At 60.9% G+C, this 17,674-nt stretch carries 17 protein-coding genes; 6 read left to right on the top strand and 11 right to left on the bottom strand.

Translation table 11 applies throughout. The features are described from left to right. Positions 1 to 21: 21 nt before the first annotated feature. Positions 22 to 405 (bottom strand): tautomerase family protein, encoded by a 384-nt coding sequence (locus AC1RN6_RS02185; protein WP_493002720.1) that lies wholly within the window; start codon positions 403 to 405, stop codon positions 22 to 24. Between the two features lie 138 nt (positions 406 to 543). Here AC1RN6_RS02185 and AC1RN6_RS02180 point away from each other — a divergent pair, with 138 nt between their 5' ends. The 4 genes from AC1RN6_RS02180 (at position 544) to AC1RN6_RS02165 (ending at position 4,305) form a co-directional block, all read left to right on the top strand. Then, complete coding sequence (locus AC1RN6_RS02180) at positions 544 to 1,428, top strand: LysR family transcriptional regulator (protein WP_493002719.1); 885 nt, start codon at positions 544 to 546, stop codon at positions 1,426 to 1,428. 198 nt (positions 1,429 to 1,626) lie between these two features. Then, complete coding sequence (locus AC1RN6_RS02175) at positions 1,627 to 2,079, top strand: Hsp20 family protein (RefSeq protein ID WP_493002717.1); 453 nt, start codon at positions 1,627 to 1,629, stop codon at positions 2,077 to 2,079. A gap of 613 nt (positions 2,080 to 2,692) precedes the next feature. Beyond that, the gene (locus AC1RN6_RS02170; RefSeq protein WP_493002716.1) at positions 2,693 to 3,898 is read left to right on the top strand and encodes an MFS transporter; all 1,206 of its coding nucleotides are present in this window, start codon (positions 2,693 to 2,695) and stop codon (positions 3,896 to 3,898) included. Between the two features lie 191 nt (positions 3,899 to 4,089). Then, the gene (locus AC1RN6_RS02165; protein WP_493002714.1) at positions 4,090 to 4,305 is read left to right on the top strand and encodes a YMGG-like glycine zipper-containing protein; all 216 of its coding nucleotides are present in this window, start codon (positions 4,090 to 4,092) and stop codon (positions 4,303 to 4,305) included. Positions 4,306 to 4,407: 102 nt separating this feature from the next. On the opposite strand, the gene AC1RN6_RS02160 is transcribed toward AC1RN6_RS02165, so the two are convergent. From AC1RN6_RS02160 to AC1RN6_RS02145, 4 genes are read right to left on the bottom strand one after another with little or no spacing between them, the layout of a single operon-like run. Further along, a complete protein-coding gene (locus AC1RN6_RS02160; protein ID WP_493002712.1) occupies positions 4,408 to 4,641 on the bottom strand; it encodes a hypothetical protein in 234 nt (77 codons plus the stop codon). Between the two features lie 27 nt (positions 4,642 to 4,668). Then, entirely contained in the window at positions 4,669 to 6,981 is a 2,313-nt protein-coding gene (gene parC, locus AC1RN6_RS02155; protein WP_493002710.1) for a DNA topoisomerase IV subunit A, read from the bottom strand. A 32-nt stretch (positions 6,982 to 7,013) separates the two neighbouring features. Further along, positions 7,014 to 7,835 carry a lytic transglycosylase domain-containing protein gene (locus AC1RN6_RS02150; protein WP_493002709.1) on the bottom strand — a complete coding sequence of 274 codons (822 nt, stop codon included), beginning with the start codon at positions 7,833 to 7,835 and terminating at the stop codon, positions 7,014 to 7,016. Between the two features lie 9 nt (positions 7,836 to 7,844). Further along, the gene (locus AC1RN6_RS02145; RefSeq protein ID WP_493002707.1) at positions 7,845 to 9,833 is read right to left on the bottom strand and encodes a DNA topoisomerase IV subunit B; all 1,989 of its coding nucleotides are present in this window, start codon (positions 9,831 to 9,833) and stop codon (positions 7,845 to 7,847) included. Positions 9,834 to 10,126: 293 nt separating this feature from the next. Here AC1RN6_RS02145 and AC1RN6_RS02140 point away from each other — a divergent pair, with 293 nt between their 5' ends. Next, complete coding sequence (locus tag AC1RN6_RS02140) at positions 10,127 to 10,807, top strand: nitroreductase (protein WP_493002706.1); 681 nt, start codon at positions 10,127 to 10,129, stop codon at positions 10,805 to 10,807. A gap of 126 nt (positions 10,808 to 10,933) precedes the next feature. Here AC1RN6_RS02140 and AC1RN6_RS02135 read toward each other — a convergent pair whose 3' ends face one another. From AC1RN6_RS02135 to AC1RN6_RS02115, 5 genes are read right to left on the bottom strand one after another with little or no spacing between them, the layout of a single operon-like run. Continuing rightward, positions 10,934 to 12,109: an acetyl-CoA C-acyltransferase gene (locus tag AC1RN6_RS02135; protein ID WP_493002704.1), complete on the bottom strand. Its 1,176-nt coding sequence runs from the start codon at positions 12,107 to 12,109 to the stop codon at positions 10,934 to 10,936. A gap of 5 nt (positions 12,110 to 12,114) precedes the next feature. Then, positions 12,115 to 13,590, bottom strand: a complete 1,476-nt coding sequence (locus tag AC1RN6_RS02130; protein WP_493002703.1) for an AMP-binding protein — start codon at positions 13,588 to 13,590, stop codon at positions 12,115 to 12,117. Next, positions 13,587 to 14,177 (bottom strand): biotin transporter BioY, encoded by a 591-nt coding sequence (locus AC1RN6_RS02125; protein WP_493003494.1) that lies wholly within the window; start codon positions 14,175 to 14,177, stop codon positions 13,587 to 13,589. The genes AC1RN6_RS02130 and AC1RN6_RS02125 overlap by 4 nt, the downstream gene beginning before the upstream one ends. Before the next feature lie 46 nt (positions 14,178 to 14,223). After that, positions 14,224 to 14,817 (bottom strand): energy-coupling factor transporter transmembrane component T family protein, encoded by a 594-nt coding sequence (locus AC1RN6_RS02120; RefSeq protein ID WP_493002702.1) that lies wholly within the window; start codon positions 14,815 to 14,817, stop codon positions 14,224 to 14,226. Next, complete coding sequence (locus AC1RN6_RS02115) at positions 14,810 to 15,610, bottom strand: energy-coupling factor ABC transporter ATP-binding protein (protein WP_493002701.1); 801 nt, start codon at positions 15,608 to 15,610, stop codon at positions 14,810 to 14,812. Before AC1RN6_RS02115 ends, AC1RN6_RS02120 begins: the two co-directional genes overlap by 8 nt. Positions 15,611 to 15,813: 203 nt before the next feature. Here AC1RN6_RS02115 and AC1RN6_RS02110 point away from each other — a divergent pair, with 203 nt between their 5' ends. After that, positions 15,814 to 16,245 (top strand): hypothetical protein, encoded by a 432-nt coding sequence (locus AC1RN6_RS02110; protein WP_493002699.1) that lies wholly within the window; start codon positions 15,814 to 15,816, stop codon positions 16,243 to 16,245. A 32-nt stretch (positions 16,246 to 16,277) separates the two neighbouring features. On the opposite strand, the gene AC1RN6_RS02105 is transcribed toward AC1RN6_RS02110, so the two are convergent. Further along, positions 16,278 to 17,534 carry an MFS transporter gene (locus AC1RN6_RS02105; protein ID WP_493002698.1) on the bottom strand — a complete coding sequence of 419 codons (1,257 nt, stop codon included), beginning with the start codon at positions 17,532 to 17,534 and terminating at the stop codon, positions 16,278 to 16,280. Between the last annotated feature and the right edge of the window lie 140 nt (positions 17,535 to 17,674).

Here is a 17,674-nt window from a genome sequence, read left to right as displayed (position 1 = left end):
CGGACCTGCCATGCTATCAGGCTACAGCGCGTATTGCGCGAGGCCGTTGCCGAACGACCAGTTTTCCTTCAACACCTCCACCAGATTGATGAAAATATCTTCGGGACGAATACCGGGATCTTTGCTCAGCCGCTCGACGATACGCGCATACAGCGCCTTCTTTTGCTCGATCGTGCGCGTGTTGTTGGCGGTGATCTGGATCAGCACAAACTTGTCGCTGCGCTCGATATCCAGATAGGTCTTGTCGAAAACGAAATTATCGGGGTCGTATTCGTCGATCGTCATGAATTTGTCGTTCTTGGGGACGTTGAAGGTTTCCAGCATCGATTCGTAGACGTTGTCGAGGATGGCTTTGCGATATTCGCGGGTTTCGCCGCGGCGGATGAATACACGGACAAATGGCATGGTGTTCTCCTTTAAGAGTGCTGAATCAAGGTGATGAATCACGATAGGTACGCCTGCATCTTAGATCAGGAGTATGATTTTAAGAACGCATTGCTGATTATTTCAATGATATGTGATTGAAATGACTGACGGCAATTCATGAGCAACCATAATGACCCGAAAATGGAACCGACCCAACGCCCGCTAGACCTCGACGCCGTACAAGCCTTCGTCCTTGTTGCCGATCTGCAAAGTTTCACGCGGGCAGCGGAAGCGCTGTATACGACGCAATCGGCCATCAGCCTCAAACTCAAGCGCCTCGAAGACCGGCTCGGCCGCAGGCTGCTGGAGCGCACGCCGCGCCAGGTTCGGCTGTCCTCGGACGGCGTCAGTTTCCTCGATGCCGCGCGCAGTTTGCTGGCGGCGCATGAGAGGGCGCTGGGGCGCATGGAGAGTGCAACGGTACGCTTCACCCTTGGCATCAGCGATCACGTCGCAGGCGACGGTTTGCCGGCGATGCTGGCGCAGGTCAACGCCTTCGATCCGGGCGTGGTGGTGGAAGTGCGCATCGGCGCCTCGCGCGATTTGCTCGCCATGTACGACCGCGGAGAGCTCGACGCCGTGATCGTGCGGCGCGACGGCGAGCGCAGCGACGGCGAACTGATCCAGGAAGAGCGCATGGGCTGGTTCGCCGCAGCGCACTGGCAGCCGCGTGCAGGCGAGCCGCTGCGGCTGGCGACGTTTTCGCATACCTGCGGCATTCGCGAACTGGCGGTGCGGCGTCTGGAAGACGCCGGCATTCCTTGGCAGGAAGTCTTTGTCGGCGGCGGCGTTCATGCCGTGGCGGCAGCGGTGACGGCGGGGCTGGCGGTGACAGCGCTGCTCTATCGCGTCAAACCGGCCGGCGCCATCGACGTCGGCAAGAGCATGAAGCTGCCATCTTTACCCCTTGCGCAAGTGATGTTGCATACCAATGTGCGAGACAGTCGGGCGCAGGCGGTCTTGCGCACGGTGGTTGCGGCGATGAAAAACGACGGTCGATAAAACAAGGGGGCATCGCTAAAAAAACCGTAAAAAAACATTGCAAAAAAGCTTGATAAAAAACCTCTTGAAAAGAAAAAGTCCGTACGTATATCGGTAACAAGGCGGCAGGAAATGTCCAGCCAGCCTTAGCGAATGCTCAGTGGAGGTTCGCGCTTTTTTCTTATTTAGCTATCGCTTCTTTTCAAAAAGGATACTGTCATGCGTACTTACGATTTCTCCCCACTTTATCGCTCCGCAATCGGCTTCGACCGCCTGGCTCAACTGTTTGACAACGCGCAGCGCGCGGATTCGCAACCGAGCTACCCACCGTACAACATCGAACTGGTTGCCGACGATAAATACCGGATTACCATGGCTGTGGCCGGTTTCAGCAATGCTGAAATCGACATCGAAGCTGAAAATGACACACTGAAAATTGTCGGCCGCAAACAGAAGGAAGACCAGGCCGTCAACTTCTTGCATCGCGGTATCGCCGCACGCGATTTTGAGCAACGCTTCCAGCTCGCCAACCACATCAAGGTGGTCGGCGCCCAACTGGAAAACGGTCTGCTGAGCATCGAGCTGGTGCGCGAAGTACCTGAAGCACTGAAGCCGCGCAAGATCGAAATCAACGGCGACAATGTGCATCGCCTGGAACGTAATGCTGCCTGATTGCAGCCTTCAAGTCTCTGAGTAGTTGATGTTGTTGTAGTTGTACCTGTAGTTGTATTTGTAGTTGCACCAGCTGTAGAAGTAGTTGCATCACAAGTAGCAGAAGTAGCTGTACTCGCTGTAGAAGCAACGCCGGTGGTGGTTCACGCCGGCGTCTGACAAAGCCCGCCTCGTGCGGGCTTTGTCGTATCTGCATTGCTCGCACGCCGTGCGCGGCAAGCTTCTCGCGAACTAGACACAAATAAAAACTATTCTGTATAATCGGCCGCAAATAACGAAACAGAACTTCGTGAGTTAAGCTAAATCAGCTTCGAATCAGCTTTCTCTGGTAAGCCTCCTGCCTCGTTACGTAAGCGTTAACGTCAACCAACGCGTCATTCACGTGCCGTGCCTGAAGCTTTCAGGCAGCGATTTTGTCGCCGCGCACGTGCATAACGCTATGGTGAAAAATTGACGATACACATACTCCCTCCGGGCTTGCCTGCTTTGCGTGCTTTGCCCCGCACACACTCTGTGATCTCCGCACTCGCTGCACCATCTTTCCCCGACGACAAGCCTGCCGCCATGTTGCGTCGCGCGCGTTCGTTCACCTCTACACGGGACCAATAACATCATGAACACAATCAACAAATCCGCTGATGCTTCCGCTGAAACCACCGCCAGCAGCTTGCTGCCACTGGTGGCTATCGTCTTCACCAGTTTTCTCTGCATCGGCATTCCCTTGCCGGCTTTGCCCTTGCACGTCAACGGCGTACTCGGTTTCAGCGCGCTGACGGTGGGCTGGGTGGTGGGGATTCAATCCTTCTCGACCATCTTGTCGCGTAAATTTTCCGGCTCCTATTGCGATCGCCACGGCCCCAAGCGTGCGGTCTCCGTCGGTTTGCCGATGGCCTCGGTTGCGGGCTTGCTGTATCTCGCCTCCACCATGATTGCCGATGCGGGCGCCAGCCTGGTCGTGCTCTTTATCGGCCGTTTGCTGATGGGGCCGGCGGAAAGCCTCTTCCTCACCGGCACCATGACCTGGGGCATCGGCCGTGTCGGCATGCAACGTACCGGCAAGGTGATGGCATGGCAGGGCATCGCCATGTTTGCCGCATTGGGCCTGGGTGCGCCGGTCGGCATCGCGATTCAGCAGCGCTTCGGCTTTGCCGGCGTGGCGCTGACGACGATGCTGCTGCCGATGATTGGTCTGGCGATTGCGGCCGTCCTGCGCGGCTTGCCTGCGTTGGGCAGCAAGGGCGGCGGCGTGGCGATGTCGGAGGTGTTGCGCCTGATCTGGCGTTTCGGCCTGGCGCTGGCATTGAGCGCAATGCCGTTCGCCATCATCACCAGCTTCCTGGTGCTGCTGTACGCCAGCAACAACTGGTCGGGTGCAGGGATTGCGATTCTCGGTTTCTCGGCGGGTTACGTCGGCGTGCGTTTGTTTTTCGCGCATCTGCCGGATCGCATCGGCGGCGCCAAAGTCGGCGCGGTGTCGGTGGCGATCGAGCTGGTCGGGCAATTGCTGTTGTGGCAATCGCATGATCCGATCATGGCGGGTCTTGGCACGCTGCTGACCGGTATTGGTTTCTCGCTGGTGTTTCCGTCGATGGGCGTGCAGGCAATGGCGCGCGTGCCGGCGCATTCACGCGGTCTGGCCGTGGCGACCTTCATGGCGTTCATTGATCTGGCGGCAGGTTTGACCGGCCCGGTCGTAGGCGTGCTGATCGGCTTCTTCGGCTACGGATCGGCATTCCTGGCGGGCGCGGTTGCCTGCGTGCTGGCCTTGTTGCTGATGGTGTCGGGCATGTCGCGGGCACCGGCAGGGCAACAGGCGTAATTTGCTCAAGCTGTAGACACCGACGCCAGCGCTTGTAACAACTGTAAGAGATTGTTTACAACTAGCTGGCACTCGAAACTATTCGGGAATAATGCATCTAAAAATTTGTCTTGTTCGCGGCAGGACATTCAAGCAGCCGGCTTTCGATGCAGTGCGATGCAGCATCCCTAATTTTTTACAGAGGCGTCATCATGAGAACAATTCATAAAATTACAGTCGTCGGCATCACGGTGTGTGCTCTGACAGTGTTGAGCGGCTGCAGCAATATGTCGCGTCGCGACAAGAACACCGCTGTAGGTGCGGGTATCGGCGCAGTGGCCGGTGCAGTGCTGACGGGCGGCAGCGGTATTGGTACTGCGGGTGGCGCTGCAGTGGGTGGCGTCATTGGTCACCAGATCGGCCGATAGTTGGCGAGAGTTGACATCGGTTGCTCGATGCATCGACATAAAAAAAGAGGACCGCAAGGTCCTCTTTTTTTTGAGCGGTGTTCCGCTCAGAACGCGTGAAACTCAAGACAGCATGGCGCCGCCGGCGACCAATCCAGCGATGCCTGCAAGATAAGCGAAAAAGAACTTTGCATAGAAACCATGCCGCTTCGCAATCAGCAGTGCATAACCGGGAATCACAAGGCACAACACGCCTTTGACCGGGCTCACTGCGAATGTTTTGACGGTTGCATAGAGTTGAGCAGCGATCAACACGGCTAAACCTGCAAGCAAGATGACGGTTCCTAATGCGTTCATTCTTTCCCCTTTTTCTATTGTTATGTCTTAGATTACGGCGGCCAGCGCCGTCGCTTTCAGCTTGGACTCCAGCGCCTTGCCTTTGCGGGCGCGCTTGCCGATGTGCAGGCCCAGCGCCACGGCGGACAGCGACACATTCTGCTCCTTGCCGCCGCGGCCGGTGCCGGAGACCAGCACGCCCTTTTGGGTGATGGCCTGTGCGGCCAGCAGTTTTTCGTTCTTTTCCAGTTCCATCAGGATCACGCCGCGGCCACCGCTGGACAGGGTCTTGATTTCATCCAGACCGAACACCAGCAGACGTCCCTGACCCGACAGGCAGGCGATCGCGCTGGCGCCGGCCGGCATCGAACGCGGAGCCAGCGGCAGATCGCCTTCGTCCAGCGTGATGAAGGCCTTGCCGCCCTTGACGCGGCTCAGCATGTCGCCCAGCTTGGCGGTGAAGCCGTAACCGGCGTCCGAGGCCAGCAGCATCTGCGTATCAACCGGACCGGCGAAGTAGTGCAGCAGGCTGTTGCCGCTGCCGAGGTCGACCAGGGTGGTGATCGGCACGCCATCGCCGCGCGCGTTCGGCAGCGAATTGACGCCGACCGTGTAGATGCGTCCGTTGGAGCCGAAGCCCAGCAGGTTGTCGACGGTGCGGCACTCGAAGGCGCCGTACAGGCCGTCGCCGGCCTTGAAGGTGAATTGCGTTGCGTCGTGGCCATGGCCGCTGCGTGCGCGTACCCAGCCCTTTTGCGAAATGATGACGGTGACCGGTTCGTCGATGATCTTTTGTTCGACCACGGCTTTTTCGGCCTCTTCGATCACGGTGCGGCGGTCATCGCCGAACTGCTTGTCGTCGGCTTCGATTTCCTTGATGACCAGTCGCTTCATCGATGATGGATTTTCGAGCAGATCTTGCAGCGTCGACTTCTCGTTGCGCAGCTCGGCCAGTTCTTGCTGGATCTTGATGGTTTCCAGACGCGCCAGTTGGCGCAGGCGGATTTCCAGGATGTCTTCGGCCTGGCGGTCCGACAGCTTGAACGCTTCGATCAGCGCCGGCTTCGGCTCATCCGACTCGCGGATGATCTTGATGACTTTGTCGATGTTGAGCAGGATGGCTTCGCGGCCTTCGAGGATGTGGATGCGGTCCTCGACTTTTTGCAACTTGAATTGCGTACGGCGCGTGATGGTGGCGAAGCGGAAGCTGATCCATTCGCTGAGGATGTCGCCGAGGCCCTTCTGGCGTGGACGGCCATCGCCGCCGATCATCACGAGGTTGATCGACGAGCTGGTTTCCAGGGAAGTCTGGGCCAGCAGCGTATTCATGAACTCGGTCTGATCCTGGTTCTTGGACTTCGGCTCGAACACCAGGCGCACCGGCGCTTCACGGCCCGATTCATCGCGCACGGCATCCAGCATCGCCAGGATGCTTTGCTTCTGCGCCTGTTGTTCCGGCGTGAGGGTCTTCTTGCCGAGCTTGATCTTGGGATTGGTCAGCTCTTCGATTTCTTCCAGCACCTTCTGCGACGACACGCCCGGCGGCAATTCGGTGATGACCGCCTGCCACTGGCCGCGCGCCATGTCTTCGATTTTCCAGCGTGCGCGCACCTTGAGGCTGCCCCGGCCGCTCTGATACATCTCGGCGATGGTCGACGACGGCGTGATGATCTGACCGCCGCCGGGGAAGTCGGGGCCGGTGATGTGCATCATCAGTTCTTCGTGCGTGATCTTGGGATTGCGGATCATGGCCACGGCGGCGCGCGCCACTTCACGTAAGTTATGCGAAGGAATTTCCGTCGCCATGCCGACCGCGATGCCGGAGGCGCCGTTGAGCAGCAGGAAGGGCAGGCGCGCCGGCAGCAGCTTCGGCTCTTCGGTCGAGCCGTCGTAGTTCGGCTGGAAGTCGACCGTGCCCATGTCGATTTCATCGAGCAGCAATTTGCTGATCGGCGTCAGGCGCGCTTCCGTATATCGCATCGCCGCCGCACCGTCGCCGTCGCGCGAGCCGAAGTTGCCCTGGCCGTCGATCAGCGGATAGCGCAGCGAGAAATCCTGCGCCATGCGCACCAGCGCGTCGTACACCGACTGGTCGCCGTGCGGGTGCAGTTTACCGAGCACGTCGCCGACCACGGCCGCCGATTTGCGCGGCTTGGCGGTGGCGTTCAGGCCGAGTTCGTTCATCGCGTACAGGATGCGGCGCTGCACCGGCTTCTGGCCGTCGGCGACGTCGGGCAGGGCGCGGCCCTTGACCACCGAGATGGCGTAGTCGAGATAGGCACGCTCGGCGAAGGTCGACAGCGTCAGCGATTCGCCGTCGGATGGCGCGGCTTGTTCAAACAGATTGGCTTGTTCAGTCATGTGGCTGGGTTGCGTTGATGTCGTTGTGTGAATTATTCGATGGAGGTCGGCGGCGGCATGCTGCGGCGGCCCGGCAGGATGATTTCGATGCGGCGCGGTTTTTCGCCGTTTCCCGTGTTGTTGCCGGCGCTGCCGCCCGGCTGGTACAGCTGATAGAACTGCGCCACCAGTTGCACGTAGTTGCGTGTTTCCGGATAGGGGGGAATCTGGTTGTTGTACTTCTGCACGGCACCTTCGCCGGCATTGTAGGACGCAATCGCCAGTTCCAGTCGCTTCGGAAACAGCACCTGCAAGTCGCGCAGGTAGCGCGCGGCCAGGCGGATATTGATCTTGGGATCGGTCAGTTTTTGCTGGATGGTCTTGCGGCGGTCGCCTTGCACGCCGTAGCGCTCGGCGGTCTCCGGCATGATCTGCATCAGGCCGATGGCGCCCTTGGGCGAGACCGCGCTCGGGTTGAAGCCGGACTCGGCCGCCATGATCGCTTTCAGCAAGGCCGGGTCGACCGAGAATTCCTTCGCGCTCTGATCCAGCATGGCTTCATACTTTTTCAGATTCGGATGCTGCAGCATCAGCTTCATCAGCGGCGACGACATGTTCTGCTTGGTCTCGACGCCGGGAATGCCCTTGGCGATCTTGTCGGAGTCGAAGGTGGCGTCGCCGCGCATGAACAACTGATAGCGGTCGTCGAGTTTTTCCGTCGAGACGTGCGCCATGCCGTCGGTGTCGATGTAGCCGTAGACGTCGGCATGCGCCGCGATCGCCGTCAACGACAGCACCAGCGCAGCAGTCACCGTCAACGCTCCGGAGCGGAGGCGTTGGCGCAGGCTGTTGCGGCGGATGTCGGAGGCGGCCATGGGCATGATTTAAATATCGGCTTCCGCTTCGTTGCCGTGCTCTTCGATCCAGGCGCGGCGCGAGGCGGCTTCGCCCTTGCCCATGAGCATGGTGAAGCGCGCTTCCGAAGCGATGTGGTCGAGTTCGCCCAGAGCGACCGGCAGCAGGCGGCGGGTGTCGGGGTTCATGGTGGTTTCCCACAATTGTTCCGCGTTCATTTCACCCAGGCCTTTGAAGCGCGAGATGCTCCATGCGCCTTCTTTCAGACCGTCCTTGCGCAGCTTGTCTTCGATCGCTTCCAGTTCACCGTCGTCGAGCGCGTACAGCTTCTGCACCGGCTTCTTGCCGCGCGCAGGCGCATCGACGCGATACAGCGGCGGACGCGCGATGCAGATGTGGCCGTGGTCGATCAGCTTGGGGAAATGCTTGAAGAACAGCGTCAGCAGCAACACCTGAATGTGCGAGCCGTCAACGTCCGCATCGGAGAGGATGCAGATCTTGCCGTAGCGCAGACCGGTCAGATCAGGCGTATCGGTATGGCCGTGCGGATCGACGCCGATAGCCACCGCGATATCGTGGATTTCATTGTTGGCGAACAGACGGTCGCGCTCGGTTTCCCAGGCGTTCAGCACCTTGCCGCGCAAGGGCAGGATCGCTTGAAATTCTTTGTCGCGGCCCATCTTGGCCGAGCCGCCGGCGGAGTCGCCCTCGACCAGGAAGATTTCATTGCGGGTGATGTCGTTGGATTCGCAGTCGGTCAGCTTGCCTGGTAACACGGCCACGCCGGATGATTTTTTCTTCTCGACTTTTTGTGCCGAACGCAGACGGCTTTGTGCCTGCTTGATGACCAGATCGGCCAGTTTCTTGCCGTATTCGACGTGCTGGTTCAGCCACAGCTCCAGCGAAGGACGCGAGAAGGTCGACACCAGACGCACGGCGTCGCGCGAGTTCAGGCGTTCCTTGATCTGGCCCTGGAATTGCGGGTCGAGCACTTTGGCCGACAGCACGAAAGAGACGCGTGCGAACACGTCTTCCGGCAGCAGCTTGACGCCCTTGGGCAGCAGCGAATGCATTTCGACGAAGCTCTTTACCGCCGAGAACAGACCTTCGCGCAGGCCGGATTCATGCGTGCCGCCGGCCGAAGTCGGGATCAGGTTGACGTAGGATTCGCGCACCACGTTGCCTTCTTCGGTCCATGCCACCACCCATGCCGCGCCTTCGCCTTCGGCAAAACCTTCGGCATCGGCGCCGGCGTATTGCTCGCCTTCAAACAGCGGAATCAATGGATCGGCGCTGGTCGATTGCGCCAGCGACTCCATCAGATAACCGCGCAGGCCCTGGTCGTATTGCCAGCTTTGCACGTCGCCGGTCTTGCCGTTGACCAGCGACACCTTTACGCCCGGCAGCAGCACGGCCTTGGAGCGCAGCAGGCGTTGCAGCTCTTGCTGCGAAATCGTCGGCGAGTCGAAGTACTTGGGATTCGGCCACACCGTCACGCGGGTGCCGGACTTCTTGTCTTCGCGCGTCATCGGACGCGACTTCAGCTTCTCGATCAGATCGCCGTCGGAAAAGGCCAGCGTATGCACGCCGGCTTCTCGCCAGACTGTGATTTCCAGGCGCGAAGCCAGCGCATTGGTAACCGACACGCCGACCCCGTGCAGGCCGCCCGAGAAGGCATAAGCGCCGCCGCTGCCCTTGTCGAACTTGCCGCCGGCATGCAGGCGGGTGAAGACGATCTCCACGGTCGGCACGCCTTCTTCCGGATGCAGACCGACCGGAATACCGCGGCCGTCGTCCTCGACGCTGACGCTGCCGTCGGGGTTGAGCGTGACCATGATGTTCTTGCCATGACCGCCCAGCGCCTCGTCCGAGGCGTTGTCGATGACTTCCTGGAGGATGTGCAGGGGATTCTCGGTCCGGGTGTACATGCCCGGGCGCTGCTTGACCGGTTCCAGGCCCTTGAGGACGCGGATGGATGATTCGCTGTAATCAGACGGGGATGTTTTTTTAGTTGCCATGCAGGTGAGGTACTGGAATCTGGAAATCGGTGAGTCGGTGAGTTGACGATGCATCGGGGCAAGCCGCCGACGAGGCTCCGGAAAGCTGAGCCAAATGCGCATTCTAATGAAAAATTGGCGGCGGCAGGAAGTTTGGCTTGTTTCCAAATTGAAAGATTGTCAATTTGGAATTGCAGCGCCTATCGCGTCGCCACCGGGATTTGGCCGCAAGCCGGTACGATAGGCTATATTGACGCCCACTTAAGCCATTTTAGTCCTATGCGCCGCGGTATTTCCGGCGCAGACGCATTGTCATGTCCGATTCTCATTTGTCGTTTTCTGCCTTACTTAATTCCCGCAATTCCACGCGGGGCTTCCTCGATCGTCCGTTGCCGCAAGGCATGCTGGCGGAATTGCTGGCAATGGCGCGCCGTGCGCCCAGCGGCGCCAACCTGCAGCCGGGCGAATTCATTGCGCTGGAAGGCGCGGCGCGGGCGCGGCTGTCGGCATCGCTGGTGGAGGCTTTTCGCGCGGGCAAGCAGGAGCCGGAGGACTACAGCTACTTTCCCCAGCCGATGCCGCAGTCCTTGCGCCGCCGGCAGGTTGCGGCCGCCAAGGAGCTGTACGGCGCCTTGCAGACCGGACGCGATGACCGTGCCGGACGCGACCGGCAGTTCGAGCGTAATTTCAATTTCTTCGATGCGCCGGTGGCCTTGCTGGTGACCATCGATGCGCGCATGGGCAGCGGTTGCTATATGGACCTTGGCATGTGCCTGTACGGCCTGATGCTGGCGGCGGCTGCGCATAGCCTGGGCAGCTGCGCTATCGGCGCGTTGGCGTCGTATCCGGGACTGATCCGTTCTACCTTGGAGCTGGACGATGAACATCACATCGTCTGCGGGATCGCTTTGGGTTATGCCGATCCTGATGCGCCGGAAAATACGGTGAGGACTGAGCGTCTGAAGCCGGAAGAGTTTTTCAGAACATTGCGCTAGTCTTTGGTGCTCCCGGTGCATCTGTCGTCCTGACGAAAGTCAGGACCCAGTGTCGTATCAGCGTGCGTCAAGACACTGGGTCCCAGCGTTCGCTGGGACGATTGCAATAAACTCGCGTCCCTGAATTCAGCAGCGCTCGACAATTGCCGCTGCACCGAGACCGCCGGCCGCTGCGATAGACGTCAGACCTGATGCACCTTCCGGCGCAGCCTGACGCATATCGGCCAGCAATCTCACCAGACTGATCGCCCCCGACGCGCCGATGGGATGACCGCGCCCCAGTCCGCCGCCGTGGCGATTGAGCAGCGCCGGCGACAGCTTCAGTGTTTCGCAGAAGGCGATCGCCTGTGCCGCGAAGGCGTCGTGCAATTCCACTCCCCACATATCCCCGATCTTGTTCTCCGTACGCATCAGCGCAGCCTGTGTGGCATCGATGGCGGCCAGCATCGGCGTTTCGGGCAGGGCGCCGATGCTGATGCCTGCACGCCATGCAAATTGCGGGCGCAGGTTCAGACGGCGTGCGGCCTCGCGCGTGGCGATCACGACAAACGCGGCGCCGTCGGCGCTCGGTGAAATGGAGATACGGCTGACAGCGTGCGCTTGCCGTATCGCCTCATCGATGCGCTCATCGTCGGAGACGGCTGCAACTGGCATGCGCGTGAGGTGGCGCTGATCGAGTGCACGTGGATAACTATCGTGTGCGGCGTTGCCGATGGCGATGATTTCGTTTTGAACATGGAGGCGCGCGGTGACGGCGCGCGCATGGCTTTGCGTGGCCCAGTCGTCTTGTTGCTCGCGCGTGATGCCGGCGGCAAGCGCATGGCGTGCAGCAGCCAGCAGCATGCCGGGATCGCGCGCCGGATCTGGAGCGAAGGCGGGGCTGTCGTAGGCAATTGCCGCTTCGCCGGGATGGCGAGGACGATGCTGTCGTATCGGTGCGCGGCTCCATGCTTCGACGCCGCCGGCCACCACCACCTCAGCATTGCCTGCTGCAAGCAAGCCGTTGGCCAAAGCAACGGCATCGAGTCCTGCGCAGCACTGGCTGTCCACCGACAGGGCCGGGATGCGATCTGCGCAGCCCGCAGCCAGCGCCAGCATGCGCGCAGGATTGCCACCCGCGCCCATGGCGTTGCCGGCGATGACGGCATCGATGGCCGCGAGCGGAATGCCGAAGCGTTGCAGCATGCCCAGCAACACCGGCGCGCCGATTTGATGCGGCTGCAATGACGACAGCGCGCCACCGACCGGGGTAACCGCGCTCCGGCCCCAGCCGAGGATGACGGCTTCGCTCATTGTATTCACGGCGCTCATAGCGGGCGCAGCGATGACAAGGAAGAATCAAGTGCGCTCAGGCGCAACGCCAGTTGCTTGTGATCGCTCTTGCCGCTGGGCGTGAGAGGCCAGTCGTCGCAGACGTAAAAGCGGCGGGGAATCTTGTACGGTTCCAGCCGCTCGCGGCACCATGCGCTCAATGCGTCGGCGCCGACTGCTTCGTTCAGTTGCAGCAGCGCCGCGACCTGAACACCGCGCACGGCGTCGGGGACGCCTTGTACTGATGCGGCGTTTACTGCAGGGTGTGCCGCCAGCACGCTTTCCACTTCTTCCGGAAACAGATTCTTGCCCTGTGCCAGCAGCATGCGCTGTTGCCGCCCGAGCAAATGCAGCCGGCCCAGTTCGTCCAGATGGCCGACGTCGCGCACCGACAGCCAGTCGCCGTCGCGTAACAAGGCGGGCTGATCGGATTGTTCATTGAGCGTGACGTAGTCTTTGAAGACCATCGGGCTGCGCACGTAAATCAATCCCGGCGTATTGGGAAGATGCGGTTCCGGCGCATCGATGCGCACTTCAACGTTGCTGAACGGCTTGCCGACGACATGGTCCGGCAGAGCGCTGTCGCTATCGGTCCAGGCGATGAAGCTGGTCTCCGATGCGCCATAGAATTCAATGATGCGCGCGCGTGGAAACAAGGCATGCAGCTCCGGCGTGCGGGCGCGTGTCCACGGTGCGCCGCCGATCATCAGCAACTGCACGTCCGGCATTGGCGGCAAGGCGCGGCGTTGCGCCAGGTCCAGCATCAGGATCAACTGGCTCGGTACTGCAACCATGGCGCCGGCGCCTTGGTCACCCTGGCCGGCCAGGGTATCGAGCGCAGCCGTCGGAGAAAAGCGCGACTGCAAACGGATGCCCGCGCCGCTCCACAATCCCAGCAAAGCACCGAACAGGAAAGTCGAATGCGACAAGCGTCCCGGCACCAGCATGGTCGCACCGGCGCCTGCACCGAAGGAGTCGAGGGAGATGTCGAAGCTGCTGGTCCACGAGCCGTGATCGCGGCGGAAGCCCTTGGGCAAGCCGCTGCTGCCGGAAGTAAAACCAATGTAGAAAGGTGTGGAAGCGGTGGCGACGTCAGGTGCTGTCTCTGCACCGACGCCGGCGGCAACGCGTGCAAGGATTTGTTCGCGCACGGACGGCGGCCAGTCGGGATCGCTGACGGCAGCGGTGCGGTTGGCGCAAATGATGGATAAAAAACTCAGCAGCAGAGGGATAGCATTGTCCGCTTCAGCGACATCGTCGACCCAGCAGACTGCCGCTGAGTGAGATTGCTTGAGGATCTCCGCGCGTGCAGTAACTTGCCGGAAGAGTTCTGCAAAATCGAGGCGCGTCCCGCCATCGTCAATCGCGATGGCATGCGGTTTCGTCTCCGCCCAGTGCGCCAGCGGCGCGTGGACGGTGTCAAAGGCCGGTCTCACTGCGTTCGGTATGCTCGGTGCGCTCAATGCGCTCAATCGCGATCCAGACGCCATGCCGGCATGCCGCGCACCACGCTTTGCACGAGTACTGCGCAAATCACGCATTTGACCAGATCGCCGGGAATGAACGCCAGTACGGCCAGTGAGGCTTGCACCAGTGTCAGATGTGCGGCCAGCATCAGGCCGAGGATGCCGAACAGGTACATCGCCAGGATGCCGCCGATTACCGACGACAGGAAGGCTGCGATCAGCAGGCCCTTGCCTTGGGCGTCCGGTATGCGGCGCATGAACTGGCGCATGCACAGACCGCACACCACGGCGCCGACCCACCAGCCCAGCAGGAAGCCGGCCGACGGTGCGACGAACACGCCCAGACCGCCGCGGCCGCCCGACAGCAAAGGCAGACCCAGCGCCACCGCCACCAGAAACAGTCCGATCGTGTAGAACGCGCGCTTCGGTCCCAGCAGGCAGCCGACCAGCATGATGCCCAGCGATTGCAGCGTGATCGGCACGCCGAACGGCAGGTCGATTTTTGGAATCAGGCCGAATACCGCGATAACGGCGGCGAACAGAGCGATGTAGGAAAGCGAACGGGTAGAAGTCATGGTGCCGGTTGTTGTCATGGAAGGGTCACTCATCAAAAGAAAATCGGTTATCGGAATTTATCGTTTAACCACCAAGGCGGGCGGTCAACGCATCGGCCACGCGTTCTGCAGTTTGCAGCGCGCGGATCGCCAGCGGCGCCAGCAGACGCACGCCGCCGCCGCGACCGGTACGGGCGCGATGGGCATCGTCAAGACGCTGCCATTGCGCGTAGAAATTTTCAGCAAAGCGCAGCGTCAGGCCGATGCCCAGCGCGATGCGTTCCACCGGCACGCCGAAGCGGCGCAACGGCGACAGTATTGTTTCCAGCACGGTGAGCAGATCGTCGAAGCGGGTGGTGATGGTCAGCATCAGCGCCAGCATCGACGCCGCCATGATACGCAAGGCGCTGATCACGCCGACTGCGGGATCGCCGGCCAGCCAGTGAAATCCGGCAATCAGCGTGCAGGCGATCAACAGGCCGCGCAGCATGCGCCATTGGCGCCAGCCCGCCGGACCCAGCGAAAGAAACAGCGCCAGCACGATCGCCGCCGCAACGGCAAGCTGGCCGAGCGCGCCGGTCAGCATCAGTACCGTGCCGCCGACGGACAGCGCCAGCAGCTTGATCCAGGCCGGTACGCCGTGCAGCCAGGTGCGGCGTGTGGAGTAGAGGCTACGCATCGGAAGTACAGGCCTGCTTCAGCGGCACATCGTCTTGGACGGCCGCATCGCCGGCGCAACGTTCGCGCACGTTCTGTGCATACGCCGCGCATACTTCACGTCCGGGACCATCGCCGCGCAAAACGCCATTATTCAGCCACAGGACGCGTTCAAAGTCCTGCACGTGTTCCAGCAGATGCGTGGAGAGAATGATTTGCTGACCGGTAGCGCGGATCTGCGCCGACAGCCGCAACTGGCTCGGCATGTCGAGACTGGAGTAGGGCTCGTCCAGCAGCAGCGTCGCCGGATGCGTGATTTGCAGCGCCATCAGGCAAACTTGCTGGCGTTGGCCCTGGCTCAGTTCGCCGATGGCGCGCGGCGCCCATTCGGCACGATCCCGTTCAGTCAGGAACGCAAGCGCCTGCTCGCGCGCCTGCTTTTTGTCTGTCCCGGCGGCAGTCAGGCTGAAGGCAAGTTCTTCGGCGACGGTAGGGAAGATGATCTGATCGTCGGGACTCTGAAACATCAAACCGACCTGGCGCGGCAGCACGCGGCGGTCGGCAGCTTTGGCGGTGTCGTAGCCGTGCACGGTCACGCGGCCGGCCTGCGGCTGATCCAGTCCGCAAATGAGGCGGAACAGGCTGCTCTTGCCGGCGCCATTGTCACCGATCAGGCCGATGCGCGACTCCGTCAGGTGCAGCGTCAATTGCTCGAAGACCAGGCGGTCGCCGCGTTTGAGCGTCACCGAATCCAGTCTGATGCCGTGCGCGCTATGCTGCGGCACGCCGGGCTGGGTCATTGTGTTTTGGTTCATATATAGATCGGCCTGTTTCCGCCGTAGGGTCGCCATTATATGACAGGCTGCGAGCGCATCCGGCAAGGGTTGCTGCGATGCAATGTATTGCGCCGCATCGCATCCGGCCCCGCATCGTTAGTGCTGGCCGAAGTTGTCTGCCTGACATGCCGGGTGCATATGCTACGATGCCCTAATTCTTCTTATTATTTTCAGGCGGTTACATGGCGCAGTACGGATTGGACTATCGTGGCAGACACATCACCGTGCTCGACAGCATTCATTCAGAAAAGGGCGGCGTCGCCTGCACCGTGCATATCGGCGGCGACATCTATCCCAACATCAAGGGCGCGCCGTTCGCCAACGTGGGCGCAGCCCAGGCTGCCGGCGCCGCATTTGCGCGCGCGCTGATCGATGCCACGCTCGATGGCGACGCGGTGGAGCATCAAGGCTATTTCATTCGCGCCAGCAGCCTGGAACAGCGTGACGGTTCCTGGCTCGGCAGCTATCAATTGCATCGCAACGACAATCCGGTGCCGTTCCGCCGCGCCACTTGCGATGAGTTCCGCGGCAACAGCTCGGCAGAAGCCGAAGAACACGCCATCACCGTAGCGCGGCAGGTCGTCGATGCCGACGTCGCCGCCGGCAAACTCTAAGTTTCTTCAACGCTCCTCTTCAGCGCTCCTCTTCAGCGTGCAGCATTGGCGGCCAGCGCCGCCCGTTGCTGGATCCCGCGGCTCAGACGCCAGACCAGCGTCAATGCCACCAGCGACGTGCCGACCACCACATAGCCGATGACGTCGAAGTTCTGCAACTGGCCATCCGTGCCGAAGGCGACGATATGGCCTGCCACCACGGAAGCCAGGCCGCCCGACAATTGCTGGATGGAGGCGCTGATCGCATTGAACGAACCACGCTGATTGGCCGCCGGTACCGACGACACCAGCGCCTGGAATGGAATCATGCGCGAGAAGATCCCCACGAACAGCACCACATTGACGAAGATCACCACCGGCAGCGTCACGCGGCCCAGATGGGTGTAGATCAGCACCATCACGATCGACAGCCCGGTGCCGAACATGAACACGCGGAACTTGCCGACATTGTCCGCCGCCTTGCCGATCATCGGTCCGATGAAGATCGTGAACAGGCCGGTGATCAGGTACACCGACGGCAGGTGGTGCAGATCGATACCCAGATTCGCGACCAGATAAGCGCTGCTGAACGGCATCAGCATGAAGCCGCCGGTCATCAGCAGGCCGGTCGTGGCAAACGCCATCAGATAACGCGATTCGGTCACGGTGTGGAACAGATGCATCCACGCGCTGTGCTCGCTCGGCATCTTCAGATGGTCGGCAACGGGTTGCATTTTCCACATCACGACGAGCCCGCCGACGGCGCCCAGAGCTGCCATCGCCAGGAAAGGGATGTGCCAGTTCCAGCGATTCGACAGATACAGCCCGATCGGAATACCCAGCACCTGGCTGGCGGCAAAGGCGGTCTGGATCATGCCCATCACGCGGCCACGCATGCTCAGCGGGAACAGGTCGGTCGAGATCGCCAGCACGATGGAGCCGATCACGCCGCCGAACAAGCCGGTGACGATCCGCGCGGCTAGCAGGCTTTCAAAGCTTTGCGCCAGACCGCACCACAGCGTGCCGAGAATGAAACCGGTATAAAAGAACAGCAGCAGGCGCTTGCGATCAAAGCGGTCGGCAAAACCGGCCGTCAGCAAGCCTGAGATGCCGGCGCTGAACGCGTAGGCCGACACCACCAGTCCGAACTGGCTGGGCGCAATCTGCATGGCAGGCATGATCACGGCGCCGAGCGGCGACATCAGCATGAAGTCGAGAATCACGGCAAATTGCAGGAAGGCCAGCATGCCGACGACAAATTTCTGGTAGCGAGAGAACTGCGTAGGGGGAGATGCGGTTGCGGTAGTCATGTTTTCTTTCTTGGACGGACGGGCGCGGAGAGACTGGGATAGCCATGTAGACGTATCTGAGCGCGGGATATTGTATCTGGCCTGAAAAACAGGGCGAAATTTTCATAAAAGGCGCGATGCAGCTTGGGCGCGCGGATTTT

It is taken from the genome of Herbaspirillum sp. GW822-FHT03A08 (assembly GCF_058801885.1).
The sequence above is the reverse complement of the archived record's forward strand: the minus strand, read 5'-3'. Positions and strand labels throughout refer to the sequence as shown.

What these genes read in the sequence shown, in the direction of transcription:
- AC1RN6_RS02185 (WP_493002720.1), bottom strand. Translation starts at nt 405, where the DNA reads ATGCCATTTGTCCGTGTATTCATCCGCCGCGGCGAAACCCGCGAATAT.
- AC1RN6_RS02180 (WP_493002719.1), top strand. Translation starts at nt 544, where the DNA reads ATGAGCAACCATAATGACCCGAAAATGGAACCGACCCAACGCCCGCTA.
- AC1RN6_RS02175 (WP_493002717.1), top strand. Translation starts at nt 1,627, where the DNA reads ATGCGTACTTACGATTTCTCCCCACTTTATCGCTCCGCAATCGGCTTC.
- AC1RN6_RS02170 (WP_493002716.1), top strand. Translation starts at nt 2,693, where the DNA reads ATGAACACAATCAACAAATCCGCTGATGCTTCCGCTGAAACCACCGCC.
- AC1RN6_RS02165 (WP_493002714.1), top strand. Translation starts at nt 4,090, where the DNA reads ATGAGAACAATTCATAAAATTACAGTCGTCGGCATCACGGTGTGTGCT.
- AC1RN6_RS02160 (WP_493002712.1), bottom strand. Translation starts at nt 4,641, where the DNA reads ATGAACGCATTAGGAACCGTCATCTTGCTTGCAGGTTTAGCCGTGTTG.
- parC (WP_493002710.1), bottom strand. Translation starts at nt 6,981, where the DNA reads ATGACTGAACAAGCCAATCTGTTTGAACAAGCCGCGCCATCCGACGGC.
- AC1RN6_RS02150 (WP_493002709.1), bottom strand. Translation starts at nt 7,835, where the DNA reads ATGGCCGCCTCCGACATCCGCCGCAACAGCCTGCGCCAACGCCTCCGC.
- AC1RN6_RS02145 (WP_493002707.1), bottom strand. Translation starts at nt 9,833, where the DNA reads ATGGCAACTAAAAAAACATCCCCGTCTGATTACAGCGAATCATCCATC.
- AC1RN6_RS02140 (WP_493002706.1), top strand. Translation starts at nt 10,127, where the DNA reads ATGTCCGATTCTCATTTGTCGTTTTCTGCCTTACTTAATTCCCGCAAT.
- AC1RN6_RS02125 (WP_493003494.1), bottom strand. Translation starts at nt 14,177, where the DNA reads ATGACAACAACCGGCACCATGACTTCTACCCGTTCGCTTTCCTACATC.
- AC1RN6_RS02120 (WP_493002702.1), bottom strand. Translation starts at nt 14,817, where the DNA reads ATGCGTAGCCTCTACTCCACACGCCGCACCTGGCTGCACGGCGTACCG.
- AC1RN6_RS02115 (WP_493002701.1), bottom strand. Translation starts at nt 15,610, where the DNA reads ATGAACCAAAACACAATGACCCAGCCCGGCGTGCCGCAGCATAGCGCG.
- AC1RN6_RS02110 (WP_493002699.1), top strand. Translation starts at nt 15,814, where the DNA reads ATGGCGCAGTACGGATTGGACTATCGTGGCAGACACATCACCGTGCTC.
- AC1RN6_RS02105 (WP_493002698.1), bottom strand. Translation starts at nt 17,534, where the DNA reads ATGACTACCGCAACCGCATCTCCCCCTACGCAGTTCTCTCGCTACCAG.